Genomic DNA, 15,063 nt, shown 5'->3' with positions numbered 1-15,063 from the left:
CACCACCCCCCAGGTCATCACTTCGACAGAGGGGACACAGCCATACCGGGCCCGGAGGCCAGCGGCCCCATTGCAGGACCGCGAAAAACATAACGGGGGCGACGTGCTGGAGGCCGGTGCCCCGGAGGAGGCGAGACAGGGGGCGGGGAGGGAGGGGCGGGTCCCCGGCGGCGAGTCCGTGCCGGCACCGGCGCAGCGCGGCCCGGCCGTGGTGCCGGCGTATCGGGCGTCGAGGGCGAACATCTGCTGCGGGCAAGGCGGGGCGGAACGGGGCGTACGGAGTGCGGGGAGGGGCGTGCAAGGGACGTCGTGGGGGCGAGTGTGGTGTGGCCCTCGGGCACTGTGAAGCCGAAGACCATCACCTGTCTGGTCGTCGGGTCGAACAGCAGCACGCCCGGTGCGCCGTTGATGTCGCGCGGGAGCAGGCGCAGCTCCCGTGGGTCCAGCCCGCGACCAGGCGGTGAGCGAAGTGGGCGGCTTTTTCCGCGCCGTGGAGCGGGACGCGGGACGCGGGGACGCGGGGACGCGGGGACCTTGCCGCCGCGGTTCACGGAGCGGCGCGGGGCCCGGGGGCGGACGTGCTCGCGGGGTCGGGAGGCCAGTCGGCGCGGGGAGCCCGGGGAGGTGCCGGTCACTTCGGTGGTCCGGGGAGGGACGCGGCGGAGGCGGCGTGGGGCCAGTGCGGTGCGTGCGGTTGGGGGTCGGGCGCTCCGTCCAGGACCGTGAGCAGGGGCCAGGCCCATCGGCTCGTCGAGGGTCGCGCGCTCCTCGGGACCCGGTCCGGCCCCGGTGACGACCGGCTCGGGAGCCAGGGGCCGGCGTATGCCTCGCGGCGAGGGCGGGCGGAGCCCGGCCGGTCGTAACAGACGCGGCCGACGACGGTGGTCAGGCACGCGCGCGGATCGCGGGCCTCTCCGTCCGGGAGCGTCTGTCGGTGCAGGCAGGTCTGCTGTACGGCGGCGGTGTCGTCGGCGGCAGCGTCGGCGGCCGGTCCGGTGATGCGGTAGGCGATGCCCCGGAGGCGTGTGCGCTGTTCCTCGCATGTGTCCGGGTCCGCCACGGGGGCACTCCTCGCCCGGGGCGGGCGGAGGGTTCATGGGCCGGAGTCCGTCCGCGCGGCCTCCTGCCGCCGGGCCGGCTAACGGCGCCGCTTGGACTTCTTCTGGCGGGCCGCCGGGTTGCCCGTGCGGGAGCCCCGGCGGCGTTCGTACTGGGTGAGGGCGCTCTCGTACTCGCTGCGGTGCAGCTTCTCGCCCGGGGCCTCGGTGAGCGAGCGGAGGAAGTACGCGAGGAGTACGCCGACGAAGCCGATGCTCTTCAGGCTGCGCAGCGATGCCTCGGTGGCGGGGTCGGGGCGGCGCGCGTACCCCGCCCAGGTGCGGCGGAAGGCGATCGCGCTGCAGATCGCGAACATGGCGACCACCAGGATGTTCAGGAAGCTGCCGACGTCGGCGATCGCCAGGCCCTGGTAGGCGAAGCGCAGCACGAAGCAGCCGGCGGCAGCGGCGGCCAGCGAACCGACGGCGGCCCCGGCCCGGCGCAGCCCGTAGCCGTTGTCGTGGTCCACCCAGGTCGTGCCGAAGAACCGGATGGGCTCGGGCTGCGGACCGCCGCCTCCGCCGTCGCCCGGGGTGGTGGGGGCGGCGGGGGTGGTGGCCGGGGTGCCGTCGGCGTTTTCGCTCACGGGTCGATTATCCCCGGTGCGGGGAGGGGTGGACGGGGTGGGTGGTCAGGCGCAGCGCGGGGCGACGTGTCCGTCGCGGCCCGTGTTCACGTACGCGTCCGAAACGAACTGCCCGTCCGCGATGTTGTCCCACAGATTCGACGTCCCGTACGGGCCCGTGGCCGTCTCGCCCGGCTTCTGGCAGTGGACGGGAGCCCTGACGTCGTACGGCAGGGTCTTGGTCAGCCGGTACTGCGTTCCCGGTCCCGACCTGACGTTGAGGCGGTGGCCGGGTGCGGCCGGGTACCTGAGGACCTCGTCGGCCGGGGCTCCGGCGGGAGCGGCCGCGTACCCGGCCGGGGCGGCCGCTGCCGCCACCGCGGCTGCGCCCACCGCCAGTCCGAACGCAGCCAGGGTGCCGCCGACGGTGACGGCGAGTCCGGTGTGCAGCGTGTGGTGTGCCCCCCTCGTCAGGCGCAGCGCACCGCGACGTAGCCGTCGCTGCCGGTGTTGATGTACGCGTCCGAGACGAACTGGCTGTTCGCGATGTTGGACCAGAGGTTCGTCGTCCCGTACGGCCCCGACACGGTCGTCCCGGGGCACTGGCAGTTGATCGGCACGTGTGCGCCGTACGGCAGGACCTTGACGATCCGGTAGTTGGTGCCGGGGCCGCTGCGCACGTTCACCCGGTAGCCCGGAGCGACGGGATACCGCACCGCCGACGTCTCCGCGGTGGCAGCCGCAGTGGCAGTGGCAGCCGTGGACGCGACTGCTTCCTCGGTGGCGTTCTCGGCGGCCTTCTCGGTGGTGCCCGCGTCTTCTCCCACGGCCATGAGGCCCTCCCCCGTTGATGTACGTCTTTCGTACGCCGCGCAGGCTAGCAAGCCACACCGACATCGCACGCATCATCGACTAGGCTCCGTGCGTCTCGCTTGCGGACGATTCACACGGGGGTGGACGATGCCGCCGCTGCACAGCACCGGGACGGGACCGGAAGCGGAGCATCCGGATTACGCCGGGCAGTACCGACTCGAAGCCGTGCTCGGCTCAGGAGGCATGGGTGTGGTCCATCTGGCCACCTCCGGCTCCGGGCTGCGTCTCGCCGTCAAGGTGGTGCACGCCGACTTTGCCGCAGATCCCGAGTTCAGGGCCCGCTTCCGCCAGGAGGTCTCCGCCGCCCGTCGGGTGAGCGGAGCATTCACCGCACCCGTCGTGGACGCCGACACGGAGGCGGAACGGCCTTGGATGGCCACTCTGTTCATCGAAGGTCCCACCCTCGCCGAACGTGTCAAGCGGAATGGTCCGCTGGGCACAGAGGAGCTGCTCAGACTCGGCGCTGGACTCGCCGAGTCGCTGCGCGACATCCATCGCGCAGGCGTGGTCCACCGCGATCTCAAGCCGAGCAACGTGCTGCTGGCGGCCGACGGGCCCAAGGTCATCGACTTCGGCATCTCCCGGCCGACGGACAGCGACCTGCGTACGGAGACCGGCAAGCTGATCGGTACGCCGCCGTTCATGGCGCCCGAGCAGTTCCAGCGCCCGCGCGAAGTGGGGCCGGCGGCGGACGTGTTCGCGCTGGGATCCGTACTCGTCCACGCGGCGACCGGGCGCGGCCCCTTCGACTCCGACAGCCCGTACATCGTCGCGTACCAGGTGGTGCATGACGAGCCGGACCTGGCGGGCGTACCGGAAGCCCTGGTACCGCTGTTCACGCGGTGTCTGGCGAAGGATCCCGCCGGCCGGCCCACACCGGACGCGCTGATGGCCGCGCTGCGGTCCGCGGCATACCGGACCGCCGACGACACCCAGCCGTTCATACCGGCGCAGAGGATCTCGGGCGGAGCGGGGGCAGTCGCCGCACGGGAAAAGCTTTCGGCGAAGGCCGCGAGCGCCGCGGAAGCCGAGCCGGCCGCTGGGGCCGGCGCGCCGGCCGAGCCACCCGGGGCCGTTGCCGCCGCTTCCGCCCGCCGGCGCGAGGGCGGTCCCCGGCGGGCCGTGCTCACCGTGGCTCTGGCCGCGTCGTTGACCGTGGGCGGTGTTCTCGGCGTACGCGTGCTGGTGGACGACGGCCGTCCCGGTCCCGCACCTGCCGCACAACGGGCCGGGACGGGGGCCGGGACCGGAGCGGGTGAAACCGCCCGTCCCTGGAACGTCTCCTTGTCGGCCGGCGCGCGGAGTCACGCGCCTGCCTGTTCGTACGCGGACGGCGCCCTCTACTGCAGCGCCACCGGCGTCAGGGCCGCTCGTCTGAGCCCGGCCGACGGAAAGGCCGGCTGGACGGAGAAGACGGCCGGTGACGCACCCCCTTCCCGCTCGGACGACAGCGCACCCGTCCTCGCCGGGGGGCTCCTGCACGTCGTGACCCCCGGCGGAGACCGGCTGGAGGCCCTCGATCCGCGAACCGGCGTCCGCCGGTGGAGTATCGGTATCGGCGCCTCCGGCGGCACTGTCGCCCTCCACACGGCGAAGTCGGCGCTTCTGGTCGGACCGGACGGAACCGTCAGGGCCGTCGACAACACCACGGGCACGACCCGCTGGTCGGAGCGGCACGGCGGCGTCGGCACCCTCTGGGTGGCATCGCCCGGCCGCCGGGGGCCGGTCTACGCGGCCACGGTGTCGGACGACGGTACGTCGACCACGGTCGTCGCGGTCGATCCGGACAACGGCGAGGCGCAGTGGGAACAGCGGCTGAGCGGGATACTCGGCCCGGTCAACGCCTCGGACGGCGCTCTGTTCCTGCTGGAGGGCGACATCAACGGCGTGACCCGGGCGGTCGTCCGCCTCGACGCCACGACACGCACCGCCCACCGCGTTCCCCTCGTCGCACCGCTCGACCAGGCGCAGGCCACGGTGCGCGGGAACACGGCGTACCTCTTCGGTGTCAACGGCTCCCTGGTCGCCGTCGACATGCGCGACACGGGAAGTACGGGAAGTACGGGAAGTGCTGAGCGCGCGCAGCGGTGGCGGCTGGAGACGTCGGTCAGCCGGGCCTCACGACCGGTGGCGGCCGGGGGCCGCGTCTACCTGTCGGCTGCCGACGGGCGGCTGCTGGCGGTCGACGCCGCCGACGGCAGGCTGCTGGGTCAGACCACGCCCCGCATGGGCGAGGGGCCGTACACCTTCGCGGCTTCCCTCCCCGCCCCCGTCACCGCTCCCGGCAAGGTGTTCGCCACCGCGCCCGACGGGTCCGTCTTCGCCGTGGGGGACGGGGATCCGGCGCGCTGGTGAGGGAACGGGGCCGGGCGGGGCGGAGTGGGTGCTCCGTCCCGCCCGGTTGCGCCGCTGAAGGCGCCGTTCAGCCCTGTTGCGCCGGTGAAGGCGCCGTTCAGCCCAGCTTCGAGACGTCCCGCACCGCGCCCTTGTCGGCGCTGGTCGCCATCGCGGCGTACGCGCGCAGGGCGGCCGAGACCTTGCGGTCGCGGTTCTTCGGGGCGTACACGCCGCCGAGGGCCTCGCGGCGGGCCGCCAGGTCCTCGGCGGCGACGAGGAGTTCGATCGTGCGGTTCGGGATGTCGATGCGGATACGGTCGCCGTTCTCGACGAGCGCGATCGTGCCGCCCGACGCCGCCTCCGGGGAGGCGTGGCCGATGGACAGGCCCGACGTACCGCCCGAGAAGCGGCCGTCCGTGACGAGCGCGCAGGTCTTGCCGAGACCGCGGCCCTTCAGGAAGGACGTCGGGTAGAGCATCTCCTGCATGCCGGGGCCGCCCTTGGGGCCCTCGTAGCGGATGACGACGACGTCGCCGTGGGTGATCTCCTTGCGGAGGATCTTGTCTACGGCCTCGTCCTGCGACTCGCAGACGACCGCCGGGCCCTCAAAGGTCCAGATCGACTCGTCGACACCGGCGGTCTTCACGACGCAGCCGTCGACGGCGAGGTTGCCCTTGAGGACGGCCAGGCCGCCGTCCTGGGAGTACGCGTGCTCGACGGAGCGGATGCAGCCGCCCTCGGCGTCCGTGTCCAGGGTGTCCCAGCGCTCGGACTGCGAGAAGGCGGTCGCGGAGCGGACGCAGCCGGGCGCCGCGTGCCACAGCTCGACGGCCTCGGCGGACGGGGAGCCGCCGCGCACGTCCCACGTCTTCAGCCACTCGGCGAGGGTGGCGGAGTGGACGGTGTGCACGTCCTCGTTGAGGAGGCCGCCGCGGTAGAGCTCGCCGAGGATGGCGGGAATGCCGCCCGCGCGGTGGACGTCCTCCATGTAGTACGTGCCGCCGGGGGCGACGTTCGGCGCGACCTTGGCCAGGCACGGGACGCGGCGCGAGACCTCGTCCATGTCGTCGAGGCCGAAGTCCAGCTCGGCCTCCTGGGCGGCGGCCAGCAGGTGCAGGATCGTGTTGGTGGAGCCGCCCATCGCGATGTCGAGCGCCATGGCGTTCTCGAAGGCGGCGCGGGTGGCGATGTTGCGGGGCAGGACGGTGTGGTCGTCCTGCTCGTAGTGGCGCTTGGTGATCTCCACGATCGTGCGGCCGGCGTTCTCGTACAGCGCCTTGCGGGCGGTGTGCGTGGCGAGGACCGAGCCGTTGCCGGGCAGGGCCAGGCCGATGGCCTCGGCGAGGCAGTTCATCGAGTTGGCGGTGAACATGCCGGAACAGGAGCCGCAGGTCGGACAGGCGTTCTCCTCGATACGGAGGATGTCCTCGTCCGAGATCTTGTCGTTGACCGCGTCGGAGATCGCGTCGACCAGGTCGAGCTTGCGGACGGTGCCGTCGACCAGGGTGGCCTTGCCGGCCTCCATCGGGCCGCCGGAGACGAAGATCGTGGGGATGTTGAGGCGCAGCGCGGCCATCAGCATGCCCGGCGTGATCTTGTCGCAGTTGGAGATGCAGATCAGCGCGTCCGCGCAGTGCGCCTCGACCATGTACTCGACGGAGTCGGCGATCAGGTCGCGGGAGGGGAGGGAGTAGAGCATGCCGCCGTGGCCCATCGCGATGCCGTCGTCGACGGCGATCGTGTTGAACTCGCGGGGGACGGCGCCCGCCGCCAGGATCGCGTCGGAGACGATCCGGCCGACCGGCGCGAGGTGGGTGTGCCCCGGGACGAACTCGGTGAAGGAGTTCGCGACCGCGATGATCGGCTTACCGATGTCCGCGCTCGCTACGCCCGACGCCCGCATCAGGGCGCGCGCGCCCGCCATGTTGCGGCCGTGGGTGACTGTGCGGGACCTCAGCTCGGGCATCGTCGCTCGCTCCTTAGGCAGATGGGACGCAGATGGGACGCAGATGGGACGTACGAGGCTTACTCACGAGAGTAACTTCGAGCGTACGCCCCGGATCCACGATCTGGACAGCGCGTCCGATATGCGGGACGCGGCGCTCGGCCTGCGGTCACGGCCCGGACAGGGCACGGGCCGGGCGCCCGGCCGCACCTCGGGCCGTGCTCCGCGTCACGCCCGCGGCACGCCCGCGCCGCTCCTGGGTCATTCCTGCGTCAGGTACCGCTGGAGCGTCGGGGCCACCATCGCGATGATCCGTTCCGGATCCGCCGACGCCAGCGGCTCCGCCTTGATGACGTACCGCAGGATCGCGATCCCGACCATGTGCGAGGCCGCGAGCTCCGCCCGGAAGGTCGGGTCCGGTACGTCGAGTTCCGCCGCCACCCGCTCCAGCAGCCGGCGCAGCACGAACGTGCGCAGCACCTTCGCCGCCGTCTCGTTCGTCAGCGCGGACCGTACGACCGCGAGCAGCGGCGCCCTGGTCGCCGGGTTCTCCCACACGCCGATGAAATAGCGGGCCAGCCGTTCCCCGATGCCGTCCGTGCCGCCCTGGCCGAGGACCGCGGGGATCACCAGGGCGGGCTCGAAGGACATCTCGATGGCGGCCGCGAAGACGTCGTCCTTCGTGCCGAAGTAGTGGTGGACGAGCGCCGCGTCGACGCCCGCCGCCTTCGCGATGCCGCGCATCGACGTCTTGTCGTAGCCGCGCTCGGAGAATTCGTCGCGGGCGGACTGGAGGATCCGCTCGCGGGCTCCGGGGCCGGCGTCCTCGGGCGACCGGCGGGGACGGCCCCGGCGGCGGGGCTCCGGCGCCGTACCACCGCTTGCCGTACCGCTCACTGGTCCCCGCTCACAGCCGCCCGCTCACTCGTGCCCGCACCGGTCCCCGCTCACGGCTGCCCGCCCGCTCGGCCCGCTCACTGCTGGGAGACCCGGGACGCCAGGTGCAGCCGGGTGAAGGCGAGGGCCTCCGCGAGGTCGGCCTCGCGTTCGGCGGACGACATGGCCCGGCGCGTGTTGACCTCGATGACGACATGGCCGTCGAAGCCGCCGAGCGCGAGGCGCTCCAGCAGTTCGGCGCAGGGCTGGCTGCCGCGCCCGGGGACGAGGTGCTCGTCCTTCGCCGAGCCCTTGCCGTCCGCGAGGTGCACGTGTCCGAGCCGGTCGCCCATCCGGTCGACCATGGCCATGGTGTCGGTGCGGGCGGTCGCGGTGTGGGAGAGGTCGACGGTGAAGTGCCGGTAGTCGTCCTTGGTCACGTCCCACTCGGGGGCGTACGCCAGCATCTCGCGGTCCTTGTAGCGCCACGGATACATGTTCTCGACGGCGAAACGGACGTCGGTCTCCTCCGCCATCCGCCAGATCCCGGTGACGAAATCGCGGGCGTACTGCCGCTGCCAGCGGAACGGCGGGTGTACGACCACGGCCGACGCGCCGAGCTTCTCGGCGGCGGCCCGCGCCCGCCGGAGCTTCGTCCACGGGTCCGTGGTCCACACCCGCTGGGTGATCAGCAGACAGGGCGCGTGGATGGCCAGGACGGGGACGCCGTGGTAGTCGGAGAGCCTGCGCAGCGCCTCGACGTCCTGGCTGACGGGGTCCGTCCACACCATGACCTCGACGCCGTCGTAGCCGAGGCGTGCGGCGATCTCGAAGGCCGTCGCCGTCGACTCCGGATACACGGACGCCGTGGACAGCGCGACCTTCGCATCGGGGATGCGCACCACTGGTTCTGCCACGAGGAACAGCGTACGGGCCGTTCCCGGGCGGGTGCCGGGCGGGCGGTCAGGCGGTCGGCGGCAGGTGGTCCAGGCGGCGCAGGATGACGCCTTCGCGCAGCGCCCACGGGCAGACCTCCAGCGTGTCCACCCCGAAAAGGTCCATCGCCCCTTCCGCCACCAGGGCTCCTGCCAGCAGTTGCGCGGCGCGGCCTTCCGAGACCCCGGGCAGGCCGGCGCGCTGGACTATCGGCATCGTGGCGAGCTTGGGCACCCACTCCTCCAGCGATCTGCGGCTGAGCTCACGCTGGACGTGCAGTCCCTCGGCGGAACGGGCCGCACCCGCGATCCGCGCCAGCTGCCGGAAGGTCTTGGACGTCGCGACCACGTGGTCGGGCCGGCCGAAGCGGCTGAATTCGCCGACCGTACGGGCGATCTGCGCCCGTACATGACGGCGCAGCGCCTTCACGTCCTGCGGGTCCGGCGGGTCGCCCGGCAGCCAGGCCCCGGTGAGCCGGCCCGCCCCGAGCGGCAGCGACACCGCCGCGTCGGGCTCCTCGTCGATGCCGTACGCGATCTCCAGGGAGCCGCCGCCGATGTCCAGGACCAGCAGCTTGCCCGCCGACCAGCCGAACCAGCGGCGGGCGGCGAGGAAGGTCAGCCGCGCCTCCTCCGCGCCGCTCAGCACCTGGAGCTCGACCCCGGTCTCGGCCTTGACCCGGCCCAGCACCTCGTCGGCGTTGGTCGCCTCGCGCACGGCGGAGGTCGCGAACGGCAGGACGTCCTCGCACCCCTTGTCCTCGGCGGCCTGCAGCGCGTCGCCGACCGTCGCCACCAGGCGGTCGATGCCGGCGGCGCCGATGGCCCCGTCCGCGTCGAGGAGCTCGGCGAGCCGGAGCTCGGCCTTGTGCGAGTGGGCGGGCAGGGGGCGGGCGCCGGGGTGCGCGTCGACCACCAGCAGATGAACCGTGTTCGAACCCACGTCGAGGACTCCGAGTCTCATGGACGGAACGCTACTGCGGCCCCGCGCTTACTCTTGGCCACGTGTCGAAGACGAAAAAGGCGAAGCCGGACAAAGCCGCGAAGCAGCCGAAGACGACCCCGCGGGTTCCCGCCGTCCAGGACGAGAAGGGCGGGCTCGATTTCGCCCGTGCCTGGGTGGAGTTCCCCGACCCCGCCGACGACGAGCAGGTCTTCCGCTGCGACCTGACGTGGCTGACGTCACGTTGGAGCTGCATCTTCGGCAGTGGCTGCCAGGGCATCCAGGCGGGCCGCGCCGACGACGGATGCTGCACGCTGGGCGCGCACTTCTCGGACGAGGACGACGAGAAGCGCGTCGCGGGCCATGTGGCGCGCCTCACCCCCGACGTGTGGCAGTTCCACGGCGTCGGTACGGAGTCGGGCTGGACGCAGACGGACGAGGACGGCGACCGCCAGACGCGCCGCTGGGAGGGGTCCTGCATCTTCCAGAACCGCCCCGGGTTCGCGGGCGGGACGGGGTGCTCGCTGCACATCCTCGCGCTGAGGGAGGGCAAGGAGCCGCTGGAGACCAAGCCGGACGTGTGCTGGCAGCTGCCGGTGCGGCGTACGTACGACTGGATCGACCGGCCCGACGACACGCGCGTCCTGCAGATCTCGATCGGCGAGTACGACCGCAGGGGCTGGGGCGCCGGGGGGCACGACCTGCACTGGTGGTGCACGTCGGCGACGTCGGCGCACGGGGCGGGGGAGCCGGTGTACGTGACGTACCGGCCGGAGCTGACGGAGCTGATGGGGAAGGCGGCGTACGACCGGCTGGTGGAGCTGTGCGAGGAGCGTCTGGCGGCGCTGCTGCCCATGGCCCCGCATCCGGCGGACCCGGCCACGGCCTGACGGTCCCGGTCCGACGGCCACGGCCGGACGGTCCCGGCGTGCCGGGTCCGTCCGGTCCCGGTGCCCCGGGGGCGGGTACCGGGGCCGCCGCTAGGGCGCCGGTGGGGTCGCGTCCGTCGGGGTCGGGTCCGGTGACGGCGGCGGCGTCGTCGGGGCCGTCGGAGTGGGCTCCGGTGGCGGCGTCGTCGGGGCCGTGGGGGTGGGGGACGCGGACGTGGGCGGCGGCGTCGGGTCCGGTGACGGGGGCGGCGGCGTCGGATCCGGGGGCGACGGGGGCGGCGTGGTGCGGCCGTGGCCCTGCACCGCGACGACCGCGCCCGTCGGGTCCACTCCGATGCGCGCGCGCCACGGGCCCGCCGGCTCCCGCTCGTGGTCCACGGACACGTACAGCGTGATCGACCCGCCGGGGGCGAGCGTGCCCGAGGACTGGCTCAGGTAGAGCCAGGACGCGTTCGTCCACGCCGACCAGGACACCGGTGAGGCGCCCGACGCCCGCAGCGTGACGACGGTCGTGCTGCCCGCGGACCTGGCCTCCACCGCGAGCCGGCCCGCGCCGGACTCCCCCGGGGCGCCCGGCGTCGTCGTACCGCCGCTGACGACCTCGACGGACACGTCCGGCGACCGGCTGCCCGCCGTGAAGCGGGGGCCGGGGGTCGTGCGCGCGTTGCCCGTGTTCTCGTACGCGCCGTTGCCCGCGCCGCCGGGGCCGCCGTACGGGTCGCCGTCGAGCCCGCCGGGGTCGTCCGCATCGCTCGCGGTGACCGACGCGCCGCCGTGGCTCTCGCCGGTGAGCGGCGCGCCCCGGTACGCCGCCCAGAGGGCGAACACGGGGGCGGCGACGACGGTCGCGACGACCGTCGTCGTGACCGCCCTGGTCCGCAGCCGGTCGCGCCGCGCCGCATGGTCCTTGGGGTCCAGCGGGAAGCCGTCCCGGCGGAACCGCGGCGCGGCCCCGCGCGCGCGGGAGGCGCTCGCCACCGCCGCGTAGGCGGCCGCCCGCGGCGCCCCGACGAGCGGCAGCGCGGCGGGCGCGGCGCCCGTCCCCGGCCACGGGCCACCCGCCCCGGCCCGCTCGGCGGAGCGCCGGCAGCGCGGGCAGTCGTCGACGTGCCGTACGAGCTCGCGGCACAGGGCCGCACCGAGCAGCACCTGGTTGTCGCCGGTCAGGCGGGCGACGATCGGGCAGTTGCCGCTCTCCACCACGGCGAGCGCGGCCCGGGTGCGCTCCACCTCGCAGGCCGCGGCGGCCAGCAGTTCGCGGGCGGCGGGGTAGTCCATGCCCAGGACGGCGGCGACCTCGCGCGGGCCCAGGCCGTGGCGCACGGCGAGCTCCAGCGCGTCGCGCTGCTCGGGGGTGGTGCCCGCGGCCTCGGGCCAGGCGAGCAGGGCCAGCTCGCGCCGGCGGCGCAGGGCGGTCTCGTCCGCCTCGGCGGTCATCCGCCCGGGGGCCGGGTCCGGCGCGCGGTGGCCGCTGTGCGCCCCCTGCCGGCGCCGCTTCTGCTCCGCGAGCCTGCGCAGGCAGGCCCACCGCGCCAGGGCGTACAGCCAGGCCCTGCGCTCCGGCTCGCGGGACGGGCAGCGCCCGTGCTGCCGCTCGGCGACGGCCAGTACGTCGCCGAGCACCGCCGTCGCCGCGTCGTGGTCGCAGAGCACGGACAGGCAGTAGGTGAACAGGCCGTCCAGATACGGCTCGTACGGGGCGTACCGGGCCGGCGGGGCCTGCGCGAGCGTGGGCCGGGGCGCGCGGTTGTGCGCCCGGTGTGCGCCGGTGGTGTGCGTAGGGGGTTCCAGCCTGCTGCTTGTCACCCGGCGACCGTAGGCAGAGGAGACAGACCTCTTCGTACCCCTTGAGCAGTTTTAACCCGTACGGGTGAACAGATCCCTCGAAAGGGGACAGGAATTCGGAATTCCGTGACTGTCGGACCCGACCTGTACGGTCACCACCATGGCTGCCCGTACATCTCGTTCATCCGCGAAGGACCGCCCGTCCTACCGCTGCACCGAATGCGGCTGGACGGCCGCGAAGTGGCTCGGCCGCTGCCCCGAGTGCCAGGCCTGGGGGACGATCGAGGAGACCGGCGCGCCCGGCGTGCGGACCACCGCGGCCGGCCGGGTGAGTTCCGCCGCGCTCCCCATCGGCCAGGTCGACGGCCGTACCGCCACCGCCCGCTCCACCGGTGTCGACGAGCTGGACCGGGTCCTGGGCGGCGGTCTCGTCCCCGGCGCCGTCGTGCTGCTCGCGGGCGAGCCGGGCGTCGGCAAGTCGACGCTGCTGCTGGACGTGGCGGCGAAGGCGGCGAGCGAGGACCACCGCACGCTGTACGTCACCGCCGAGGAGTCCGCGAGCCAGGTGCGCCTGCGCGCCGACCGGATCGGCGCGCTCAACGACCACCTCTACCTCACCGCCGAGACCGACCTGTCGGCCGTCCTCGGGCACCTCGACGCGGTCAAGCCGTCCCTTCTCGTCCTCGACTCGGTCCAGACGGTCGCGTCGCCCGAGATCGACGGCGCACCGGGCGGCATGGCCCAGGTCCGCGAGGTCGCGGGCGCGCTCATCCGGGCCTCCAAGGAGCGCGGCATGGCGACGCTCCTGGTCGGCCACGTCACCAAGGACGGCGCCATCGCGGGGCCGCGGCTGCTGGAGCACCTCGTCGACGTCGTGCTGTCCTTCGAGGGCGACCGGCACGCGCGCCTGCGGCTCGTACGGGGCGTCAAGAACCGGTACGGCGCGACCGACGAGGTCGGCTGCTTCGAGCTGCACGACGAAGGCATCACCGGCCTCGCCGACCCCTCGGGGCTCTTCCTCACCCGGCGCGCCGAGGCCGTCCCGGGGACGTGCCTGACCGTCACGCTCGAAGGGCGCCGCCCGCTCGTCGCCGAAGTGCAGGCACTCACCGTCGACTCGCAGATCCCCTCCCCCCGGCGCACCACCTCGGGTCTGGAGACCTCACGCGTGTCGATGATGCTCGCCGTGCTGGAGCAGCGCGGCCGCATCACCGCCCTCGGCAAGCGCGACATCTACAGCGCGACGGTGGGCGGCGTGAAGCTCTCCGAGCCGGCCGCCGACCTCGCGATCGCGCTCGCGCTCGCCAGCGCGGCCAGCGACACCCCGCTGCCGAAGAACCTGGTCGCGATCGGCGAAGTGGGCCTCGCGGGCGAGGTCAGGAGGGTCACCGGCGTGCAGCGCAGACTCGCCGAGGCCCACCGTCTCGGCTTCACGCACGCCCTGGTCCCGACCGACCCGGGGAAGGTCCCGGCCGGCATGAAGGTCACCGAGGTCGCCGACATGGGCGACGCCCTCAGGGTCCTTCCTCGCCGCTCTCGCGCACAGGCCCCACAAGGCGAGGAACAGCGCCGGTAGACTTTGCCCTGGTCTCGCCCACCCGTACGAGCACGCGAGGCGAAGTTCAGTGCCCTCCAGGGCACCGCAACCCCGTGACCGGAGGAGTGCAGTGGCAGCCAACGACCGGGCAGCAGCATCCGGAAAGTCCGGCTCAGGCTCGGGCACCGAAGCGCTGATGCGCGCCTCGCTGAGCGCCGTCGCGCCCGGCAAGGGCCTGCGCGACGGCCTGGAGCGCATCCTGCGCGGCAACACCGGCGGCCTCATCGTCCTCGGTATGGACAAAACCGTCGAATCGATGTGTACCGGCGGTTTCGTCCTGGATGTGGAGTTCACCGCGACCCGCCTGCGCGAGCTGTGCAAGCTCGACGGCGCTCTCATCCTCGACAAGGACATCACCAAGATCCTGCGGGCCGGCGTCCAGCTGGTCCCGGACGCGTCCATTCCGACCGAGGAGACCGGCACCCGCCACCGCACGGCGGACCGCGTCTCCAAGCAGTGCAACTTCCCCGTGGTGTCGGTCTCCCAGTCGATGCGCCTGATCGCGCTGTACGTCGACGGGGAGCGCCGGGTCCTGGAGGAGTCGGCGGCGATCCTGTCCCGCGCCAACCAGGCGCTGGCCACCCTGGAGCGTTACAAGCTCCGCCTCGACGAGGTCGCCGGCACGCTCTCCGCGCTGGAGATCGAGGACCTGGTGACGGTCCGCGACGTGACGGCGGTGGCGCAGCGCCTGGAGATGGTGCGCCGCATCGCCACCGAGATCGCCGAGTACGTGGTGGAACTGGGCACCGACGGACGCCTCCTCTCCCTCCAGCTCGACGAGTTGATCGCGGGCGTCGAGCCGGAGCGCGAGCTGGTCGTACGGGACTACGTGCCGGAGCCGACGGCGAAGCGTTCCCGCACGGTCGACGAAGCGCTGACCGAGCTGGACGCGCTGTCCCACACCGAGCTGCTCGAACTTCCCGTCGTGGCGCGGGCGCTGGGCTACAGCGGCTCCCCCGAGACGCTCGACTCCGCGGTCTCGCCGCGCGGCTACCGGTTGCTCGCCAAGGTCCCGCGGCTGCCCGGCGCGATCATCGAGCGGCTCGTCGAGCACTTCGGCGGCCTCCAGAAGCTGCTCGCCGCGAGCGTCGACGACCTCCAGACGGTCGACGGCGTCGGCGAGGCGCGGGCGCGTTCGGTGCGCGAGGGCCTGTCCAGGCTGGCCGAGTCGTCGATCCTGGAGCGCTACGTCTGAGCCGGGCGGCGCCGCCCGGTCCCG

General features: G+C 73.3%; 13 protein-coding genes. 4 read left to right on the top strand and 9 right to left on the bottom strand.

The features are described 5' to 3' along the window. Nucleotides 1-631: 631 nt before the first annotated feature. From ACWDZ4_RS23250 to ACWDZ4_RS23235, 4 genes are all read right to left on the bottom strand, one after another. The gene (locus tag ACWDZ4_RS23250) at nt 632-1,060 is read right to left on the bottom strand and encodes a hypothetical protein (RefSeq protein ID WP_451510312.1); all 429 of its coding nucleotides are present in this window, start codon (nt 1,058-1,060) and stop codon (nt 632-634) included. 78 nt (nt 1,061-1,138) lie between these two features. Next, entirely contained in the window at nt 1,139-1,684 is a 546-nt protein-coding gene (locus tag ACWDZ4_RS23245) for a hypothetical protein (protein ID WP_451510311.1), read from the bottom strand. Between the two features lie 45 nt (nt 1,685-1,729). Then, a complete protein-coding gene (locus ACWDZ4_RS23240; RefSeq protein WP_451510310.1) occupies nt 1,730-2,056 on the bottom strand; it encodes a hypothetical protein in 327 nt (108 codons plus the stop codon). Between the two features lie 77 nt (nt 2,057-2,133). After that, nucleotides 2,134-2,496 carry an SH3 domain-containing protein gene (locus ACWDZ4_RS23235; protein ID WP_451510309.1) on the bottom strand — a complete coding sequence of 121 codons (363 nt, stop codon included), beginning with the start codon at nt 2,494-2,496 and terminating at the stop codon, nt 2,134-2,136. A 127-nt stretch (nt 2,497-2,623) separates the two neighbouring features. On the opposite strand from ACWDZ4_RS23235, the gene ACWDZ4_RS23230 reads away from it, so the two are divergent. Continuing rightward, nucleotides 2,624-4,891, top strand: a complete 2,268-nt coding sequence (locus ACWDZ4_RS23230; protein ID WP_451510308.1) for a serine/threonine-protein kinase — start codon at nt 2,624-2,626, stop codon at nt 4,889-4,891. Between the two features lie 97 nt (nt 4,892-4,988). Here the strand turns inward: ACWDZ4_RS23230 and ilvD are convergent, their stop codons facing one another. From ilvD to ACWDZ4_RS23210, 4 genes are all read right to left on the bottom strand, one after another. Beyond that, nucleotides 4,989-6,839: a dihydroxy-acid dehydratase gene (gene ilvD, locus ACWDZ4_RS23225; RefSeq protein WP_451510307.1), complete on the bottom strand. Its 1,851-nt coding sequence runs from the start codon at nt 6,837-6,839 to the stop codon at nt 4,989-4,991. Nucleotides 6,840-7,079: 240 nt separating this feature from the next. Then, complete coding sequence (locus tag ACWDZ4_RS23220; protein WP_451510306.1) at nt 7,080-7,715, bottom strand: TetR/AcrR family transcriptional regulator; 636 nt, start codon at nt 7,713-7,715, stop codon at nt 7,080-7,082. A 77-nt stretch (nt 7,716-7,792) separates the two neighbouring features. Then, nucleotides 7,793-8,611, bottom strand: coding sequence for a sugar phosphate isomerase/epimerase family protein (locus ACWDZ4_RS23215; protein ID WP_451510305.1), 819 nt, complete (start codon nt 8,609-8,611; stop codon nt 7,793-7,795). A gap of 46 nt (nt 8,612-8,657) precedes the next feature. Beyond that, a complete protein-coding gene (locus tag ACWDZ4_RS23210; RefSeq protein ID WP_451510304.1) occupies nt 8,658-9,593 on the bottom strand; it encodes a Ppx/GppA phosphatase family protein in 936 nt (311 codons plus the stop codon). A 41-nt stretch (nt 9,594-9,634) separates the two neighbouring features. Here ACWDZ4_RS23210 and ACWDZ4_RS23205 point away from each other — a divergent pair, with 41 nt between their 5' ends. Beyond that, the gene (locus ACWDZ4_RS23205) at nt 9,635-10,462 is read left to right on the top strand and encodes a hypothetical protein (protein ID WP_451510303.1); all 828 of its coding nucleotides are present in this window, start codon (nt 9,635-9,637) and stop codon (nt 10,460-10,462) included. A gap of 90 nt (nt 10,463-10,552) precedes the next feature. Here ACWDZ4_RS23205 and ACWDZ4_RS23200 read toward each other — a convergent pair whose 3' ends face one another. Then, nucleotides 10,553-12,268, bottom strand: a complete 1,716-nt coding sequence (locus tag ACWDZ4_RS23200; protein WP_451510302.1) for a BACON domain-containing protein — start codon at nt 12,266-12,268, stop codon at nt 10,553-10,555. A gap of 139 nt (nt 12,269-12,407) precedes the next feature. Between ACWDZ4_RS23200 and radA the strand changes: the two genes are divergently transcribed. Continuing rightward, nucleotides 12,408-13,823 (top strand): DNA repair protein RadA, encoded by a 1,416-nt coding sequence (gene radA, locus ACWDZ4_RS23195; protein ID WP_451510301.1) that lies wholly within the window; start codon nt 12,408-12,410, stop codon nt 13,821-13,823. Between the two features lie 91 nt (nt 13,824-13,914). Continuing rightward, nucleotides 13,915-15,039, top strand: coding sequence for a DNA integrity scanning diadenylate cyclase DisA (gene disA, locus ACWDZ4_RS23190; RefSeq protein ID WP_344500246.1), 1,125 nt, complete (start codon nt 13,915-13,917; stop codon nt 15,037-15,039). The last annotated feature ends 24 nt before the right edge of the window (nt 15,040-15,063 follow it).

Source organism: Streptomyces sp. NPDC003016, from assembly GCF_053591455.1.
This window is presented reverse-complemented; position numbering and strand designations above follow the sequence as displayed.

Bases quoted from the DNA above. Each gene is read 5' to 3' on its own strand.
- ACWDZ4_RS23235 (WP_451510309.1), bottom strand. From the start codon at position 2,496: ATGGCCGTGGGAGAAGACGCGGGCACCACCGAGAAGGCCGCCGAGAAC.
- radA (WP_451510301.1), top strand. From the start codon at position 12,408: ATGGCTGCCCGTACATCTCGTTCATCCGCGAAGGACCGCCCGTCCTAC.
- ACWDZ4_RS23230 (WP_451510308.1), top strand. From the start codon at position 2,624: ATGCCGCCGCTGCACAGCACCGGGACGGGACCGGAAGCGGAGCATCCG.
- ilvD (WP_451510307.1), bottom strand. From the start codon at position 6,839: ATGCCCGAGCTGAGGTCCCGCACAGTCACCCACGGCCGCAACATGGCG.
- ACWDZ4_RS23210 (WP_451510304.1), bottom strand. From the start codon at position 9,593: ATGAGACTCGGAGTCCTCGACGTGGGTTCGAACACGGTTCATCTGCTG.